Genomic DNA, 16,089 nt, shown 5'->3' on the forward strand with positions numbered 1-16,089 from the left:
GATCGTTCTTGCTGCCGCGGGGCCCGGCCGGTCCGATTCATCGTTCGGCGTTCGGCGTTCACTGTTCGTCGGGAAGGGGAGATCGGCTGGGTGGGAGGGGGATCCCTGCCTGGCTATTACGCCGTAATAGGGAAGGGGAGCCCGGCCGAGCTATTACGGCGTAATAGGGGAGCGGGTCCTGACGCCCCAACAAGTTGTGCAAACTAACGTGTCGGTGCAGCAAATGACCCAAGGCGTTAGTAAGGTAGCGTCATGAGTATGCCATCCACCTCGAGCGACCGAGTGAAAGTCGTCTCCAAGCTGCCGGGATGGCTCCGGCAGAACCTCAAGGTCAGAACCGCGCAGCTAGGGATCGAGATCCAGACCGCGGTCGAGCAGGGAATCGCCGCCTGGGTCGGGCTCGCGTCGGCGACGACCGCGGTCGACACCGCGGGAGCCGAGTCCTACTCCACCTTCCTTCCTCCGGCTCAGTGGGAGGAGTTCAGGGGCATCGCCGAGGACCGTCGGGTTTCCCTCATCCAGGGGCTCGCCCAGTCCGTGCAGCTCTGGCTCGACACCAACCCGGCTCCCGACGTGAAGCGGCCCGACATCACCCGCCGCATCGTGGTGTGCAACCAGAAGGGTGGTGTCGGCAAGACGGCCATCACGGCAGGGGTGGGGGAGGCCCTGGCCGAGGACTCCAACACCCTGCACCCTGTCCGTGTCGCCAAGGCCCTGGCCACCGCTCTGCGTGCCGGCGAGGCGGACGGTGGCACGGCGGGGGCGGGCAGTGCCGATCCGCTCGACATCGAGAAGCTTCCCGGCCTCGGACTCCGCGTCCTCCTGGTGGACTTCGACCCCCAGTGCCACCTGACCAACCAGCTGGGGGCCGCCCCTCTGGCCATGAACGGTGACAGCCTCACCAATCACATGGCGGGCGACCCGAAGGGCGACCTGCGGGATCTGATCGTTTCCGTCGACGAGGAGCATTTCGGCGGCCGGCTGCATCTGCTGCCCGCCTGCCACGACGCCTTCCTCCTCGACGTCCGGCTGTCGGCGGTGCGGGCCCGTGAGGCGGCTCTGGAGCGTGCCTTGCTGCCGCTGGAAGCCGATTACGACGTCATTCTTGTGGACTGCCCGCCCAGCCTCGGCCTCAGCATGGATGCCGCCGCGTACTACGGGCGACGTCGTGACGGTGAGCGGCCCGGCCAGTCCGGAGCCCTCATCGTCGTCCAGGCCGAGGACAGCTCCGCCGACGCCTATGACCTGCTCACCAACCAGATCGAGGACCTTCGCGGCGACCTCGGTCTCGACATCGACTACTTGGGCATCGTGGTCAACCTGTACGACGGTCGTCGCGGATACATCGCGACCTCGTCGCTCCAGGGCTGGATCGACATAAAGGATCCACGGGTCGTCGGCCTCATCAACGACCTCAAGGAACAGAAGGAAGCCGTGCGGATGAAGCAGCCGCTGCTGAGTTACGCGCCGACTTCGCAGCAGGCCGTAGGCATGCGTGCGCTCACCCGGGAGATCTCATGAGCAAGGCGGATCAGCTCGGAGCCGGACGGTTCGGAGGTGGTGCCCGGCCGGTCAGCGCGCGCCGTGCTGCCATCGGTGCCGCCACCGGTGTACCGACCGAACGGGTCGCCCCGCCGACCCGGCTGCCGGTCACACGCATCAACTCCAACCCCGACAACCCGCGCACCACACTCGGAGATCTGACCGAACTTGCGGGCAGCCTCGCGGAGCACGGTCAGAAGCAGGCCATCACGGTCATGAACCGCGATGCCTATGTCAGGGCCAACCCCGAACGCGAGCGCGACCTAGACCCTGACACGACTCATGTCGTGGTGGACGGCAGCAGCCGCCTGGCTGCTGCCCGCGAAGCCGGTCTCACCCATCTGAACGTGATGGTCGACGACGAACAGGGGAGTGACGGTGATGCCATCCTGGAGTCCGCGCTCGTCGCGAACGTCCACCGCAACGACCTGGACCCGCTGGACGAGGCGCGGGCCCTGCAGCGGCTGCTGGCCATTCATGGATCGCAGGTCAAGCTCGCCAAGCGCCTTCGTAAATCGCAGGGTTGGGTATCGCAGCGGCTCGCCCTGCTCAATCTGACCCCCGAACTTCAGGCTGTCGTGGGAGAAGAACCCGTCGAGCTGTTGCGTACCGTCGCCAAGCAGCCGCACGACCGCCAGGAAGCCGCGCTTGAGGAACTGAAGGCGGAACGGGCCCGCAAGGAAGAGGAACGGGCAGCGGCCGCCGCGGTCCCGGCCCCCGCGCCGGCCCCGGCACCGGCCCCCGTCCTGCCGCCGGAGGAAGCTCGGGAACCCGCAGCTCCGGAACCCGCAACTTCAGCCCCTGCGGCTTCAGACCCTGAGGCTTCAGGCCCTGTGGCTCCGGTGTCGGCATTGGTGGCGGCGGTGGTGCCGGAATCGGCCCCTGCCCCATCTCCGGTTCCAGTACCAGCCCCCGCCCAGGCAGCCGCCCCGGTCGTTCCCACCTCCACCCACTCGGCGCCAGTTCCGGCTCCTGCTTCGGCTGCGGCGGCGGCCAAGTCCGAAGCAGGGGAGGGGCTTCGCGCTTCGCAGCCCGAGAGTGTGTCGGAGCGGGGAGAGTCCTCCGTACCGGAGCCCCGGTCCGACAGCGCGTCGCCCACCGCCGAAGCGGGCTCGGGCGAGTCCACGTCTTCCGCGTCCCGGCCGCTGCCGTATGACGACGGCGCTTTCATCGCCCGGCATTTGATCCACAAGATGGGAGAGGCCGAGTTCGACCGGATGTTGGACATCCTCAACACCCATAGGCGCGAGCGGGCGACCTCGTAACGGAAGAAGCAGCCGACGGGCCTTGGCCGGCCCAGAACGTCCCACGGGGCGTATCCCGTCACCATGATGTGTGCGGGATACGCCCCGTGGGACGTTCTTCATGCCCTACTCGAACAGTTCGATTCTTCGCTCAGAACGATTCTCCGGGGAAAGGCCGATTGGGGGTGGCGGGCTCTTCTCGGGAAAAAGAGGCTCCTGAAGTGTCGATCGGGGGATTCGACCTCGGCTTCGCTTCCCCGTCCCGCTCGGCGCCCTCCATTAGGGTCACCTGTTTGAATGGTGACGGCTTGCGTTATGATGAATGCATCACTGCTTTAAGGGGTGACATGTTGCATGCTCGCGCGGACGCGGAGCGTTGCGGGCAGGAACGGCTTTCCTGTCCGCATCCCTCGTGCGAGTCTGTGGGAACGACGAGGAAGGGTGATGTGTGATGAGCGGGACCGAGGAAAGGGCGCTGCTGGCCGGCGGCTGCTTCTGGGGCATGCAGGAGCTGATCCGGACGTTCCCGGGCGTCCTGACCACACGGGTGGGATACAGCGGCGGTGACGTGGAGAAGCCGACGTACCGCAACCACGGCACCCACGCCGAGGCGATAGAGATCACCTTCGACCCGACCCGGACCGACTACCGGACCGTTCTGGAGTACTTCTTCCAGATCCACGACCCCACCACGAAGAACCGGCAGGGCAACGACGTGGGGCTCAGCTACCGGTCCGCCATCTTCTACCTCGACGACGAGCAGAAGCGCGTGGCGGAGGAGACCATCGCGGACGTCGACGCATCCGGGCTGTGGCCGGGCCCCGTGGTGACCGAGGTCGTTCCGGCAGGGGCCTTCTGGGAGGCCGAGCCCGAGCACCAGGACTACCTCCAGCGCTACCCGAACGGCTACACCTGCCACTTCGTGCGCCCCGGCTGGCGGCTGCCCAGGCGCGCGCAGTCCTGAGCCCGGGCACGCACGGCCTTCCGAAACGGGGCCGGGTCTTCCCGGCCCCGGGCGGCCCGGCCGGGCTCAGCCCTCCGAGTCCATGAATCCCAGCCTGCGGTTCATGGCTATCGCGTTCGCGTTCGCCGGGTGGTGGAAAGTCCGCACCCTGTCTGCTCCGGACCCCCTGGCGAAGCCCATCCCGAAGGTCTTCATGGCGATCGAGATGCCCCGGCCCCGGTAGCCGGCCCGTACGCCGGTCATCTCATTGAAGACGAAATCTCCGTGGTTCGACGTCGCCGCCATGCCGATCCAGGTGTCCCCGTCCATGGCGATCACGACGCCCCGGGGGTCGTACGCGGCAGCCTCGAAGCGCAGCTCGACGTACTTCTCGAACGAGTAGAACTCACCGCGCTCCGGGATGTCGGCGGAGCATTCCTTGTTCAGTTCGTACAGCGCGCGACGGTGTTCCGGCGTGTCTCCCAGTTCGTCGAGGGTGGCCAACCGGATGCCTTCCGCGCGGCACCGGGTCACGTACTCCTCGAAGTGGGTCGCATCGAACGAGTCGATGTCCAGTTCCAGCTTCACCCAGTGATCGGCCATGCTGTTTCCCCTCCCGTGCACGACAAGCGCCGTGGAGCAAGTAAGCGCTGTGCGGCCATTGTTGTGCGGCAAGCACTGTACGGCCACTGCTGGGCGGCAAGCTCCGTACGACCGATCTCGCCCGCCCCGTCCTGCTGGCCGACCGATGCAAAAGGAAGACCGCCGCAGTCAGCCGCGGAGCGCCCGCCGCGAGGTCAGGCAGAGCCCGACGAGCAGTTGGAGCGCGGCGAGCACGAGCAGGACGACGAGCGGAACGGTCCAGGCCCCGGTGGCCGAGCGCACCAGTCCGATGCCGAAGGGGCCGGCCGAGGCCAGCAGGTAACCGGTGCTCTGGGAGAAGGTCGAGAGCGCCGCGGTCTCCTGCGGGCTCCGGCCACTGGTGCCGATGATGGCCAGGACCAGGGGGAAGGCCCCCAGCCCGAGACCGGTCAGCACGGCCCAGAGCGCGGGCAGGGCCAGCGGCGCGCCCAGCAGGCCCAGATATCCGGCCATCAGCGAGACGCCGACCACGCAGAAGGCCAGTCGCAGCCGCGGCGCGGTCCGGGTGAGCGGCATCAGGGCGAACGTGGAGGGCACTCCGACGAGCAGGGCCAGACCCAGCATGGCCCCGGCCCGGTCGGAGCTCAGCCCGTGGTCGGTCAGGACGGTCGGAAGCCATCCCATGACCGCGTAACTGCTGAGCGACTGCAGGGCGAAGAACGCGGTCACGAGCAGCCCGAACCGGGTGCGCCCGACGGCCAGGGCCGAGACAGGGGCCGCTCCGCTGTCGGCGCGCCGTGCCGAGGCCCGCCAGGAGCCCGGCCGCAGTGCCCACACCGCGAGGGCCAGCAGGGCGGGCAGGGCCCAGGCGGCCAGGCCCAGGGAGGGCTGCCCCGCGAGGTCCGCGACCGGCACCGCCACCGCTGCGGCGAGGGCCGAGCCGAGCGCCATCGCGGTCGTGTACACCCCGGTCAGTAGTGCGACGCGGCCGGGAAAGTGTGCCTTGACCACGGCGGGCAGCAGGACGTTGCACAGGGCCAGTCCGGCCGAGCCCAGCAACGTGCCGGCCAGGAGCGCCCACGTCTGAGGGACAGCGCGGACGGCGAGTCCGGCGCAGAGCGCCGCCAGGGCCAGGAGGACGGCCGGTTCGGTCCCCATCCTGCGGGCCAGCAGGGCGCCGGTCGCGCCCACGGCCGCGAAGCACAGGGTCGGCAGGGTCGGTACGAGGGACGTGACGAGCGGGCCGAAGCCCAGTTGGTCCCGGAGCTGTTCCAGCAATGCGGAGGAACTGCTGATGGCCTGTCGCAGGTTGAAGGCGATCAGCACGATTCCGACGGCGGTCAGCCAGGCGGCCCGGGCGCGGGAGACGACAGGACGGACAGTGGCGGTGGGGGAGTGGGAACGGGAGCGAGAGTGAGAGCGGTGAGTCGGTAGCATGCCAGAAAACATAAAACGTCTGACCTTTAACGTCCAATCTTTAGCAGTAGGATCGGTGGTGAACGCCCGCATTCGTCTCCCGCGCTGCCAGGCTGGTACTCGTACTCGTGCTTGTGCTGGTTGGCCCCGTGCACGCAGCCCGTCAGGAAGGACTTCCGTGGCTCTCGCCTCCGCCCGTCGCTCGGTACTGGTCGACGATGTCATCCAGCGGCTGCGCGCCGAGATCACCTCCGGGAGGTGGCCGGTGGGGCACCGCATCCCGACCGAGACGGCGCTCATCGAACAACTCGGCATCGCCCGCGGCACCCTGCGCGAGGCGACCCGAGCCCTCATCCATGCCGGGCTCCTCCAGGCGCGGCAGGGCGACGGCACCTATGTGCGGGCCACCAGCGAGCTGTCCGGCGCCATCCAGCGCCTCGACAGCGAACTGGGCGACGTGCTCGAAGTCCGCCAGGCCCTGGACGCGCAGGCCGCCCGGTTGGCCGCCGCCCGCATCCGCCCTGACGAACTCGCCCACCTCGACGAACTGCTCGCCCGACGGGCCGCCGCCTGGCAGGACCGCGACCGCGATGCCTGGGTCGAGGCCGACTACGCCTTCCACCAGGGCGTCGCCACCGGCAGCGGGAACACCCTGCTGGACAACCTCTACACCGCTCTCGGCCCGGCCCTGCGCCGCTCGGCCTCCGCCCACTGGGACGCGGATGGATTCGACGGCGCGGACCACCGGGGACACGAGGAGCTCCTCGCCGCCCTGCGCGCGGGGGACGTCACCGGGGCCGCCCGCAGCGCCACCGCCAACATCGACGCCACCGAGGACTGGCGCGGGGCCGCACCGCCGCCTCCGGCCGCGGACTGAGACCGAGACTGGGGTTCCGCCACCCGCCGTTACGACATCACGGATACTCACCGAGCGGGGCACACTCGCCGTCCGGAGAACCACCCGCCGTCCGGAGAACGACCCGAAGGAGCGATGGTATGCGCGCACGGGGCATCAACTACGACACCGGGTTCCTCCCGGGCCAGGACCTCTCCCGCAAGGTCTTCGACCCCGAGGCGGCCCGGCGCGACATGGCGGTGATCTCCGGCGAGCTGCACTGCGATGCCGTACGCATATCCGGCCGCGATCCCGAACGGCTCGACATCGCCGCCCGTTGCGCGGCGGACCTCGGCCTGGAGGTGTGGTTCGCCCCGTTCCCCGTGGACCTTCCCGCCGACCGGCTGCTGCCGTTCTTCGCCGACTGCGCCCGCCGGGCCGAGGACTTACGGCTGAGCGGTGCCGAAGTGGTGTTCGTCGCGGGCTGCGAGATGAGCGCGTTCTGCGGCGGTTTCATCCCGGGGGAGACCTACGGCGACCGCCTGCGGACCATGGCCGAGGCCGACATGGAGTGGTGGAACGGCCTCGGCCCGGTGCAGGAACGGCTCAACGACTTCCTCCTCCGGGTCGCCGAAACGGTGCGTGCCCACTTCGGCGGGCGCGTCACGTACGCCGCGGCTCCCTGGGAGTTCGTCGACTGGAGCCCGTTCGACCTCGTCGGCGTGGACGCCTACCGCTCCACCCACAACGCCGACACCTTCCGGTCCGAACTGCGGGGACACCTCGCCCACGACAAGCCCGTGGCGGTGACCGAGTACGGGACCTGTGCCTACCGGGGCGCGGGCGAGCGCGGCGGCTCGGCCTGGCAGGTCCCGCAGGACGCGGTACCGGACGAGGACGAGCAGGTCCGCCACCTCACCGAGATGCTGGACATCTTCGAGGAGGAGGGCGTGGACACCGCGCTCTGGTTCACCTTTGCCGGTTACAGCAGGCCGGGCGACGCGGATCTCGGTTCCTACGGTGTGGTCCGCATGCTCGACGGGACCCGCTGGGAGCCGAAGAAGGTGTTCCACGCGATGGCGGCCAGGTACCGCCGCGACTGAAGGACGGAACGGCCCTCCCGGTCCACCGGCGCCTCCCCGTACATCGGCCACGCCGACGCCGACCGCATCAGCCATGTCGGTCACGGCAGTTCAACAGTCGCGTCAGTCACGGCGGTCGGGCGTCATCAAGGACAGCTGGTCATCAAGGACAGCCAGTCATCGAGGACAGCCGGTCATCGAGGACAGCCGGTCATCGAGGACAGCCGGTCGGCGTGGTGCAGGGCGGTGAGCAGGCTGGTGTGATCGGCCCTCCCGGTCCCCGCGAGGTCGAAGGCCGTGCCGTGGTCGACACCGATGCGGACGAAGGGCAGCCCGATGGTGATGTTGACGCCGCGTTCCAGCCCCAGGTACTTGACCGGGATGAGGCCCTGGTCGTGGTACTGCGCGACCACGGCGTCGAACTCCCCGGCGCGGGCCCTCATGAAGACGGTGTCGGAGGGCCAGGGCCCGCTCGCCAGGATTCCCTCGTCCCGGGCTGCCCGGATCGCCGGGGCGATGACGTCCAGGTCCTCGCGGCCGAACAGGCCGTTCTCCCCGGCGTGCGGGTTGAGCCCGGCGACCGCGATGCGCGGGGCGGGCAGACCGCCGCGTCGGAGCGTGCGGTGGGTGAGCCGGATGACGCCGAGTTCGCGTTCGGTGTCGATCGCGTCGAGCGCCGTGCGCAGGGACTGGTGGCCCGTCACCAGGACGACGCGCAGCTCGTCGTTGGCCCATCATCATCGCGTAGTCGGTGGTGCCGGACAGATCGGCCAGCAGCTCGGTGTGCCCGGGGTGGCGGGACTCCGGCCAGGCGCAGGGCCTCCTTGTTGATCGGTGCGGTCACCAGCGCCCGTACGTCGCCGTTCAGGGCGAGCCGGATGCCCTGGCGTACGTACTGGAAGGCCGCCGCGCCCGCGCGGGCGTCGAGCGTTCCCCGGGGCAGGTCGTCGGGCAGGTCGCTCCCGGCGATGACGTCCACCGTGCCGGGGGTGTGTGCCGCCCGGTCGACGGACGGGATCGGGCGGAGCGCCAGCCGGGGGCCGACGACCTCGGCGGCGCGGGCGAGAACGCCCGGGTCGCCGATGACGACGAGGGGCACGGTGCGACGCGGGTCGGCACAGGCCCTGAGGGTGATCTCGGGGCCGATTTCGCAGGGATCCGCCCATGGTGACGGCCAGCGGGGTCATATGTGCTCCTGTCGGGGGGCGAGGGGCTGCCGGACGAGGTCGCACAGGCGCAGGAGCAGACCGTCGTCGCCGAAGCCGCCCGCCTTGATCAGTACGGGGACGCGGGGGGCTCCGAGCGGGGTGCCGCGGGCGACTCCGGGCTCGGGTTCGTCGAGCAGGTCGACGCCGGTCACGCCGAGGGACCGGAGCACGGTCGCGGCCGTCTCCCCTCCGGTGACCACGAGCGCGTCGACGAGGCCCTCCCCGGTCAGGGTCCGTACGACCGTGGCCAAGGACCGGGCGAGCGCCCGCGCGGTCGTCGGCGTACGGCGCTCATCGGGTGTCCGCAGGGTGAGGACGGGGGCCGTCAGGTCGCGCAGTGCCCGGACCGTCGCGTCCGGGTCGTCGCCGATGGTGACTCCCCGGACGTCCGCCCGGTCGTGGAGCGCGGCCAACTGCCGCCGGGTCGCCGGGTTGGCGCTGCCGACGACGATGAGCGGCCTGCGGGCCGGGACGGGTACGGGAACGGTGACCCCGGCACCGGACCGGCGGGCGCATCTGCGGGCCAGGGCCGCCGCAAGTCCCGGGGAGCCGACCCACAGCACGTCGTCGAGGTGCGGCACCGCCGCCACCAGACGGTCGAGATCGGCGTCCGAGGCGGCGGAACAGACGATCGGGCCCCCGTCACCGACCCGTGCGGGCAGGTCGGCCACCCGGTCCGGGCCGACCGCGACGGCCTCCGGGAACAACTCCGTCAGGTCCGCACACCGCACCGGGTGCGCGGGGTCGCGGGCGAAGTCGCTCTCGTGCACCGGCACCCCCCGCACGTACTGGACAGCGTCCACCGTCACCCGACCCTCCGCGGGAAAGGCCGGGGCGATGATGACGGCCCGCCGCCCCGAACCCGCCCACGCGGCCCGGACCTCCGCGGCGACATGGCCGCGCAGGGTGGAGTCCACCGTCTTGAGGAGCAGGGCGGCATCGGCGGACAGGCGCGCGGCCCGTTCCGTGCACGTGGCGGCCGCTTCCTCGGCCAGCAGACGGCTGCCGAGGTCGATCGCCCGCACGCCCGGGACGGGAGCGGTTCGCCCGCTCGGGACGTGCCGAGGCGCCCTCGGCGTGGCGGAGAGCAGGATCCGCGCCTCGTGGCCGGTACGGCGGAACGGAGCGGCACCGTCCCCGGCGCTGGTCAGGTCATCCGCCAGGATGACGATGTCCGGCCCGGCGCCATTGCGGGATGCCATGCCCCACCTCTCCGTCGATCGACTCTGCCGACTCCGGCCGTTCCGTACCCCTGCGGCACTGCCGGTCTTGCCCGTCTTGTCGGACCTGCCGGCTCCGGCAGTCGTGTTGACCCTGCCAGTCCTGCCGACTCGGTCAGTCCTGCCGGATCCATCCGTGACCGGGTCAATGGTCGTGCAGCCGAATGAGCAGGACAAACGATTCGTTCTCACAGGTCGCGTGAGTAAAATTCACAGATGCGGTGGTCGGTCCTTCCTCCTCTCAACACCCTGCTGCCCTTCGAGGCGACCGTCCGGCACGCGAGCGTGACCTCGGCGGCGCGGGAACTGCACGTGACGCACGGCGCGGTGAGCCGGCAGATCCAGAACCTGGAACGGGCCCTCGGGACCTCACTGTTCGAACGGCGGGCACGCGCCCTGCACCCCACCCAGGAGGCGCGCCAACTGGCCGCCGTCGTCCGGGACGCGCTCGACCAGATCGCCGCGGCGGCCCGGCAGGGCTCCCGGCGCACTCCCGCCGGGCCGCTCACCCTCTCGTGCGAGCCCACGCTCCTGATGCGGTGGCTCATTCCCCGGCTGCCCGACCTGAACGCGAGAGTGCCGGACGCCACCGTCCATCTGTCCGCCGGGGGCGGCCCCGTCTCCTTCGAACGGGACGGCGTCGACCTCGCGATCCGCCGGGACGACTTCCCCTTCCCCGAGGAGGCCACCGGCACCCGTTTGTTCGCCGAGCGGATCGGGCCGGTCTGCCGACCCGACCTCGCGGCCCGGCTCACGGCCGCCGATGGTGTGACGGCGGCGGTCCTCCTGCACACGGGCACCCGGCCGCGGGCCTGGGACAACTGGCGGCGCATCACCGGCCTGGCGGCGGAGCCGGCCGCGCAGCAGACCCTGGAGCACTTCTACCTGACCCTCCAGGCCGCTGCGGCCGGCGTCGGGGTCGCAATCGCCCCGTACGCCGTCGTCCGCGACGACCTGGAACGGGGACAGCTCGCCGCCCCCTTCGGGTTCGTCCCCGATGGCACCAGCTACCACCTGCTCAGCCGCCGACCGCCCGAACAGGACACCCGCGTCCGCGATCTGACCTCATGGCTGCGGACGCGAACGGCCCGGCTGGAAGCCGATCCCGATCAGCCGTGACCTCGACGTTCCCTGGCCTTCCCCCGGCCCTTCCTGGCGCGCGAGGAAGGGCCGGGGGAAGGCTGGGAGGCACTGGAGGGGCTGGAGAGACGGATCCGCTCCCGGTGAGAAGCCGCCCCTTCCTCACCGGTCACCGGTCCTTGGCCAGGGCGAGCAACTCCGCGAACAGGCCGCCCGCACCGGCCAGTTCCTCGTACCCGCCCTGCTCGATCACGCGGCCGTCGCGCATGACGACGATCCGGTCGGCCAGACGCGTGTTCTCCAGCTGGTGCGTGACGACGACGGTCATGCGCTCGGCGGCGATGCGCCTGATCTCCAGGAAGATCTGGTGCTCCCCGCGGGGGTCCATCTGCGAGGTCGGTTCGTCGAGGATCAGCAGCGGCGTTCGCCGGTACAGCGCCCGGCCGCACACCAGCCGCTGCCACTGGCCGCCGGACAGCTCGACCCCGCCGAACAGTTCGCGTGCCAGGAGCGTGTCGAGCCGGTGGGGCAGCTTCTCGATCGCGTCCCGCATCCCGACGGCGTCGACGGCTTCCCACACCGGCACGTCGTCGAACGTCCGGGGCTGGCCGAGGGTGATGTTCTCCCTGGCGCGCAGGGGCCAGCAGGCGAAGTTCTGCGGGACGAGCGCGGTGCGCTTCCACACGGACTCGGGATCGGCCTCGGCGAGGTCGGTGCCGTCCCACAGGACGCGTCCCTCGTCGGCGAGCAGGATGCCGGTGAGGAGCCTGGCCAGGGTGGACTTGCCCGAGCCGTTCTCGCCGACGACGGCCAGGATCTCGCCGCGGCGCAGGGTGAGCGAGACGCCGTCGACGGCGGGTGCCTCCTTGCCGGGGTAGCGGTACACGACTTCGTCGAGCCGGATCTCGTCGACGCGGTCGGGGACGGTGAGTCCGCCGCGCTTCGGGGCGCGCTCGGCGGCCAGGTCGAGGAAGGACCGCATGTCGGCGAGGTACAGGGAGGTGTGGAACATCGCCGCGCCGTGCAGGACGAACTGCGAGAGGGCGGCCAGCGTCGTCTGGACGGCGATCACCGCGGTGGCGGCCACCGGAAGGGCGACGCGGCCGGTGCCGGCCAGCCAGGCGAGGGCGGCCCAGGTGCCCAGCAGGAACACGCCGCCCAGGGCGCTGCTCGCCAGGACGATGCGGAGCATCCGGGGCGCGGCGGTGAGGGTCCGCCGGTCGATGCGGTCGGACAGGGAGCGGTACCAGTGGACGAGGTAGCCGGTCATCCCGTTGGCGCGGACCTCGTCGCCGTGCCGGGAGTGGGTGGCCCACCAGCGCATCATGCCGCGGACGCTGCGGTCGCCCACGTTGGCGTAGTGGATCTCGTAGTCGACCCGTGCACAGAGCACGGCACCGACGCCGGCCGGTACGACGGCGAGCAGGAGCAACGGGAGCATCGTCCAGTGCAGCGCCGTGACGACTCCGCTCGCGGCGACCATACGGATCAGCGCGGCCATGAACCGCTGGGCGTCCTGCACCATCATCCGGGTGCGGATGACGCCGACTTCGGCGGCCTCCTGACGGTCTGCGAACCCGTCCTCGCCGTACGCGGATGCCTCGACGCGGCAGACCGCGGAGACCAGCGCGACATCGGCCTCGGTCAGCAGCAGGGGCGCGATGCGCCCGTCGGCGTACGCGGCCAGGGCAGCACTGGTCCGGCTGACGGCCGCCGCGGTCGTTACCACGATCAGGGCGGGGAGCGCGGCGTGCAGGCGTTCGGACACGGTGCCGGTGCCGAGGACGTGCGTCATGGCCCGCGCGGTGGACACGAGGACGACGGCGGCGGCGACGCCGGTGAGGAGCTGGCAGGCCAGGAGCAGGACGACGCCGGTCCTGTCGACGGCCCAGGCCATGCGGGCGGTGCGCCCGAGCACGGAGGGCAGCCGATGGCACATGGCCCCGAAACTCACGTCCGCCAGCGGGTTCTTGCCCTGCTCGCCCCCGTAGGTGATGGAGGCGGGCGGCGGTGGGGGAGGGGTCTTCACGTTCTCGGTCGAGGTGTCGGTCACGGTCACCCGCATCCCTCCAAGGGGTCGATGCCGCACCTGGACGGTCCGGCAGTGCACGGCTCAACGACGCGACAGAGGAATCGAACACGCTCGATTTCGGACTCGTTGGAGCCCTTGAATCCCCTGGGCTCGAACGTGCAATCGCCGTACTGGAGCCGTCGTACGACACCGCCGGGTGGCCGAAACGCCGAACGCGAGACGCATGTGACGTACGGGGTTGGCCTGCCGGCTTGGCGTACCCGGCCCCGGGGCCTGGCATGCGGCGCCGACGTTCGGCCCGGTGGACGAGGTGCCGGCGTCTGCGCGATCGGAGCGACCGAAGCGACCGAAGCGACTCTGGAACCGGAATATCGAAAGCCGGATCGCGAGCGGTGGCATTGACCGCGATCCGGCTTGCGGGGCCTCTTGCAAACCTCTTGCCGGGCCCGGCCGCGGAACTCCGCGACTTTCAGGTGAAGGCGATGGCCGCCCCGGTCGCGACGGAGAGTTTCGCGGCTGCGAGGAGTTGCAGGCAGTCATGGGATTCGATGCCGTAGCGCTGCCATCCCTCGGCGGCCGGTTCCTCGGCGTCGGCGGCGTCGACGACCTCTTCGGAGTCCGGATCGAGGTCTTCGGGAAGGCCGAGGGCCTCCGCGATCCGACGGACTTCCGCCAGCAGCCGCACCGAGGAGCCGAGGTGGCCGCCCAGTACCTTCTCGTCGACGATGACGGGGGCGAAGTCCACGGGCACGTAGTAGCCCTCGCAGTCCGAATGATGGATCAGATGGTCGAACGGTCCGGGAGGATCACCGGGGAGCGACTGGTAGACCTCGATCAGGAGCGGATCGTCGGTTGCCCGTTGGCTCCCGTCCAGCGGCTCGGGCAGCCGTCCGTGCGCCTCGAGGTGCACGGCGAGTCGACGCACGGCGTGCAGGCCCGAGTAGCCCCACATCTCGAAATCCGTGCCCCGCGCCTCGGCCGGCCCTGGCCCGGTCCACGGTTGCGCTCCCGCCCGCTCCAGCAGTTCCCCGATCACGGCGAGGTCGGCGCTGGCCGTCCCGGTGCAGTCGTTCTCGGCGTGGGCGGGCACACCGACGATCATGTTCAAACCCATGCCTCGATTCTGTCAGCCCCGATCGAACAGACCTCCAGTACGGACCTCCAATACGGACTTTCCATACGGGCTTCCAATTGCGAGAGTTCCGGGTCCGGCCGTCACGCGCCGGTCACTTGCCCAACTCCGCGGCCAGGGCGGCGCGGCGGGCGAACACCGCTTCCTTGGCCCCGGCCATCTCCCGGAGGGCGGTCTTCCGTTCCCGCTGGGCGAGCCGGTCCAGGTAGAGGTGGCCGTGGAGGTGGTCCGTCTCGTGCTGGAGGCACCGGGCGAAGTAGCCCCGGCCCTCGATCACCAGTGGGTTGCCGTCCTTGTCCCGGCCCCGGACGACGGCGCGGTCGAGGCGGGGCACCACGCGGTAGGGGCCGGGGACCGACAGGCATCCCTCGGACTCCTCGACCAGTACGCGGTGTTCGGCCGCCACCTCGTCCAGGACGGGGTTGGCGATGTGCCCGACGTGCCGCACGCCCCACTCGTCCGTGATGTCCCAGACGAACAGCTGCAGGTCCACGTCGATCTGGTTGGCCGCCAGCCCCGCGCCCTCCGCCGCCCGGTTCGTGGCGAACATGTCGTCGATCAGCCGTGACAACTCGGGCGTGCCGAAGCCGGTGACCTCCTGGCACCGTCGGCCGAGGATCTCCTCGCCGACGACGGTGATGCGGCGCACCGCTCCCCGTTCCACCTCCGGTGCGAGCCGTGGATACGAATCGACGGGCTCGCCCTGCACCCGCACCCGACGGTCCTGCGGGGTGTCACCGAACCGAACAGCCATGGAGCATCAACGCCTTCCGTACGCGCCCGGGCCGGCCGGAGAAGCACCGTGGCCGACCGCGGTTCAGCTTGACCGAATGCTTTGCAAAGTAGCACTCTTTGCAAAATGAGTGAGGAGAACCGTAGACCCGCGCCCACGGACCCGTCCCCGCGCCCCACCCGGCACACGCTCCCGGACCATCCGGTGCGCATCGCCCTGCTGGACCTGCTGGCCGAGGTCGGTACCGTCACGTCCACCCGGGCCGCCGCCCGCCTCGGTCTCAGTTCGGGGCTCTGCTCCTTCCACCTGCGCCAGCTCGCCCGGCACGGGCTGATCGAGGAGGTGCCGCACAAGGACGGGCGGACCCGGCCCTGGCGGCTGCGCTGGGAGGACTCCCAGCCGTCCGAGGGGGAGACGCCGGAGGAGTTCGACGTACTCGCGCGCGGGCTGGAGGACGAGAGCTACCAGCACTGGCTGGCCCACCGGGACCTGGCACCGGCCGAGTGGCGGCACGACGAGTCCTTCAGTGCCGTGGTCCACCTCACCCCGGAGGAGATGGCCGAACTCGCCGCCTCCATCCGCCTCCTGCTGGCCGGCTACCACGAACGGGACCGCCACCCCGCCGCCCGCCCGCCCGGCACCATGGCCGTGGCTGCGGTCACCCGGCTGTTCCCCCTGCTGAACGAGCAGGAGCGGCCCGGCGCCGGCGGCAGCGGTGACGGCGGCGCAGCGGACGAATCATGAGCGGGCCCGGCCGCATTCGCCCCGAGGCCCTCGCGCACGCCTGGAGGCCGGCCGGCCCGCTCCGATCGTCCGGACGGACGGAGGGCAACCACCTGGTGGGCGGTGGGGCCTCGGGCCCGACGGCCGCAGGGGCTGCCTCTCTCTTCCTGCCAGGGGCGGGGCGGAGGGCTTCAGCTCTGCATCGCTCGGCGAACCGGGGTCATCACCAAGACCATCTCGATGGACGCATCGGTGAGGTGAACCCCCTGGTGCGGCGGGGCAGCGACCGGAGCTACCCAAGCGACTGAAGCGACTCT

The 16,089-nt window shown here is 70.6% G+C and carries 15 protein-coding genes; 7 read left to right on the forward strand and 8 right to left on the reverse strand.

The features are described 5' to 3' along the window. The first annotated feature begins 252 nt into the window (after positions 1-252). The 3 genes from OCT49_RS36700 (at position 253) to msrA (ending at position 3,750) form a co-directional block, all read left to right on the forward strand. Positions 253-1,521 (forward strand): ParA family protein, encoded by a 1,269-nt coding sequence (locus tag OCT49_RS36700; RefSeq protein ID WP_283856492.1) that lies wholly within the window; start codon positions 253-255, stop codon positions 1,519-1,521. Next, positions 1,518-2,807 carry a ParB/RepB/Spo0J family partition protein gene (locus tag OCT49_RS36705; RefSeq protein WP_283856493.1) on the forward strand — a complete coding sequence of 430 codons (1,290 nt, stop codon included), beginning with the start codon at positions 1,518-1,520 and terminating at the stop codon, positions 2,805-2,807. The genes OCT49_RS36700 and OCT49_RS36705 overlap by 4 nt, the downstream gene beginning before the upstream one ends. A gap of 430 nt (positions 2,808-3,237) precedes the next feature. Beyond that, on the forward strand, positions 3,238-3,750 hold the full coding sequence (msrA, locus tag OCT49_RS36710; protein ID WP_283856494.1) for a peptide-methionine (S)-S-oxide reductase MsrA: 513 nt from the start codon (positions 3,238-3,240) through the stop codon (positions 3,748-3,750). Positions 3,751-3,816: 66 nt separating this feature from the next. Here the strand turns inward: msrA and OCT49_RS36715 are convergent, their stop codons facing one another. Both OCT49_RS36715 and OCT49_RS36720 read right to left on the reverse strand, forming a co-directional pair. Beyond that, complete coding sequence (locus tag OCT49_RS36715) at positions 3,817-4,332, reverse strand: GNAT family N-acetyltransferase (protein WP_283856495.1); 516 nt, start codon at positions 4,330-4,332, stop codon at positions 3,817-3,819. Between the two features lie 168 nt (positions 4,333-4,500). Further along, positions 4,501-5,748, reverse strand: coding sequence for an MFS transporter (locus OCT49_RS36720; RefSeq protein ID WP_283856496.1), 1,248 nt, complete (start codon positions 5,746-5,748; stop codon positions 4,501-4,503). 157 nt (positions 5,749-5,905) lie between these two features. On the opposite strand from OCT49_RS36720, the gene OCT49_RS36725 reads away from it, so the two are divergent. Beyond that, entirely contained in the window at positions 5,906-6,604 is a 699-nt protein-coding gene (locus OCT49_RS36725) for a FadR/GntR family transcriptional regulator (protein WP_283856497.1), read from the forward strand. Positions 6,605-6,723: 119 nt separating this feature from the next. Then, positions 6,724-7,665 (forward strand): glycoside hydrolase family 113 protein, encoded by a 942-nt coding sequence (locus tag OCT49_RS36730; RefSeq protein WP_283856498.1) that lies wholly within the window; start codon positions 6,724-6,726, stop codon positions 7,663-7,665. 173 nt (positions 7,666-7,838) lie between these two features. Here the strand turns inward: OCT49_RS36730 and OCT49_RS36735 are convergent, their stop codons facing one another. The 3 genes from OCT49_RS36735 to OCT49_RS36745 form a co-directional block, all read right to left on the reverse strand. After that, positions 7,839-8,348 carry a PdxA family dehydrogenase gene (locus OCT49_RS36735; RefSeq protein WP_283856499.1) on the reverse strand — a complete coding sequence of 170 codons (510 nt, stop codon included), beginning with the start codon at positions 8,346-8,348 and terminating at the stop codon, positions 7,839-7,841. Then, positions 8,345-8,743: a 4-hydroxythreonine-4-phosphate dehydrogenase PdxA gene (locus tag OCT49_RS36740; RefSeq protein ID WP_283856500.1), complete on the reverse strand. Its 399-nt coding sequence runs from the start codon at positions 8,741-8,743 to the stop codon at positions 8,345-8,347. Before OCT49_RS36740 ends, OCT49_RS36735 begins: the two co-directional genes overlap by 4 nt. Positions 8,744-8,827: 84 nt before the next feature. Beyond that, positions 8,828-10,054: a four-carbon acid sugar kinase family protein gene (locus tag OCT49_RS36745; RefSeq protein WP_283856501.1), complete on the reverse strand. Its 1,227-nt coding sequence runs from the start codon at positions 10,052-10,054 to the stop codon at positions 8,828-8,830. A gap of 234 nt (positions 10,055-10,288) precedes the next feature. Here OCT49_RS36745 and OCT49_RS36750 point away from each other — a divergent pair, with 234 nt between their 5' ends. Beyond that, the gene (locus OCT49_RS36750; RefSeq protein WP_283856502.1) at positions 10,289-11,191 is read left to right on the forward strand and encodes a LysR substrate-binding domain-containing protein; all 903 of its coding nucleotides are present in this window, start codon (positions 10,289-10,291) and stop codon (positions 11,189-11,191) included. A 130-nt stretch (positions 11,192-11,321) separates the two neighbouring features. Here OCT49_RS36750 and OCT49_RS36755 read toward each other — a convergent pair whose 3' ends face one another. The 3 genes from OCT49_RS36755 to def form a co-directional block, all read right to left on the reverse strand. Beyond that, positions 11,322-13,217, reverse strand: a complete 1,896-nt coding sequence (locus tag OCT49_RS36755; RefSeq protein ID WP_283856503.1) for an ATP-binding cassette domain-containing protein — start codon at positions 13,215-13,217, stop codon at positions 11,322-11,324. Between the two features lie 436 nt (positions 13,218-13,653). Continuing rightward, positions 13,654-14,298 (reverse strand): putative DNA-mimic protein, encoded by a 645-nt coding sequence (locus OCT49_RS36760; RefSeq protein WP_283856504.1) that lies wholly within the window; start codon positions 14,296-14,298, stop codon positions 13,654-13,656. A gap of 112 nt (positions 14,299-14,410) precedes the next feature. Continuing rightward, a complete protein-coding gene (gene def, locus OCT49_RS36765) occupies positions 14,411-15,070 on the reverse strand; it encodes a peptide deformylase (RefSeq protein WP_283856505.1) in 660 nt (219 codons plus the stop codon). Between the two features lie 105 nt (positions 15,071-15,175). Between def and OCT49_RS36770 the strand changes: the two genes are divergently transcribed. Next, positions 15,176-15,793, forward strand: coding sequence for an ArsR/SmtB family transcription factor (locus OCT49_RS36770; RefSeq protein ID WP_283856506.1), 618 nt, complete (start codon positions 15,176-15,178; stop codon positions 15,791-15,793). Positions 15,794-16,089: the final 296 nt, after the last annotated feature.

It is taken from the genome of Streptomyces sp. ML-6, assembly GCF_030116705.1.
GTDB lineage: Bacteria > Actinomycetota > Actinomycetes > Streptomycetales > Streptomycetaceae > Streptomyces.

Excerpts from the sequence above, each read along its gene's own strand:
- OCT49_RS36720 (WP_283856496.1), bottom strand. The coding sequence starts at position 5,748 with ATGCTACCGACTCACCGCTCTCACTCTCGCTCCCGTTCCCACTCCCCC.
- OCT49_RS36730 (WP_283856498.1), top strand. The coding sequence starts at position 6,724 with ATGCGCGCACGGGGCATCAACTACGACACCGGGTTCCTCCCGGGCCAG.
- msrA (WP_283856494.1), top strand. The coding sequence starts at position 3,238 with ATGAGCGGGACCGAGGAAAGGGCGCTGCTGGCCGGCGGCTGCTTCTGG.
- OCT49_RS36700 (WP_283856492.1), top strand. The coding sequence starts at position 253 with ATGAGTATGCCATCCACCTCGAGCGACCGAGTGAAAGTCGTCTCCAAG.
- OCT49_RS36715 (WP_283856495.1), bottom strand. The coding sequence starts at position 4,332 with ATGGCCGATCACTGGGTGAAGCTGGAACTGGACATCGACTCGTTCGAT.
- OCT49_RS36705 (WP_283856493.1), top strand. The coding sequence starts at position 1,518 with ATGAGCAAGGCGGATCAGCTCGGAGCCGGACGGTTCGGAGGTGGTGCC.
- def (WP_283856505.1), bottom strand. The coding sequence starts at position 15,070 with ATGGCTGTTCGGTTCGGTGACACCCCGCAGGACCGTCGGGTGCGGGTG.
- OCT49_RS36745 (WP_283856501.1), bottom strand. The coding sequence starts at position 10,054 with ATGGCATCCCGCAATGGCGCCGGGCCGGACATCGTCATCCTGGCGGAT.
- OCT49_RS36755 (WP_283856503.1), bottom strand. The coding sequence starts at position 13,217 with ATGCGGGTGACCGTGACCGACACCTCGACCGAGAACGTGAAGACCCCT.
- OCT49_RS36770 (WP_283856506.1), top strand. The coding sequence starts at position 15,176 with ATGAGTGAGGAGAACCGTAGACCCGCGCCCACGGACCCGTCCCCGCGC.
- OCT49_RS36760 (WP_283856504.1), bottom strand. The coding sequence starts at position 14,298 with ATGGGTTTGAACATGATCGTCGGTGTGCCCGCCCACGCCGAGAACGAC.
- OCT49_RS36750 (WP_283856502.1), top strand. The coding sequence starts at position 10,289 with ATGCGGTGGTCGGTCCTTCCTCCTCTCAACACCCTGCTGCCCTTCGAG.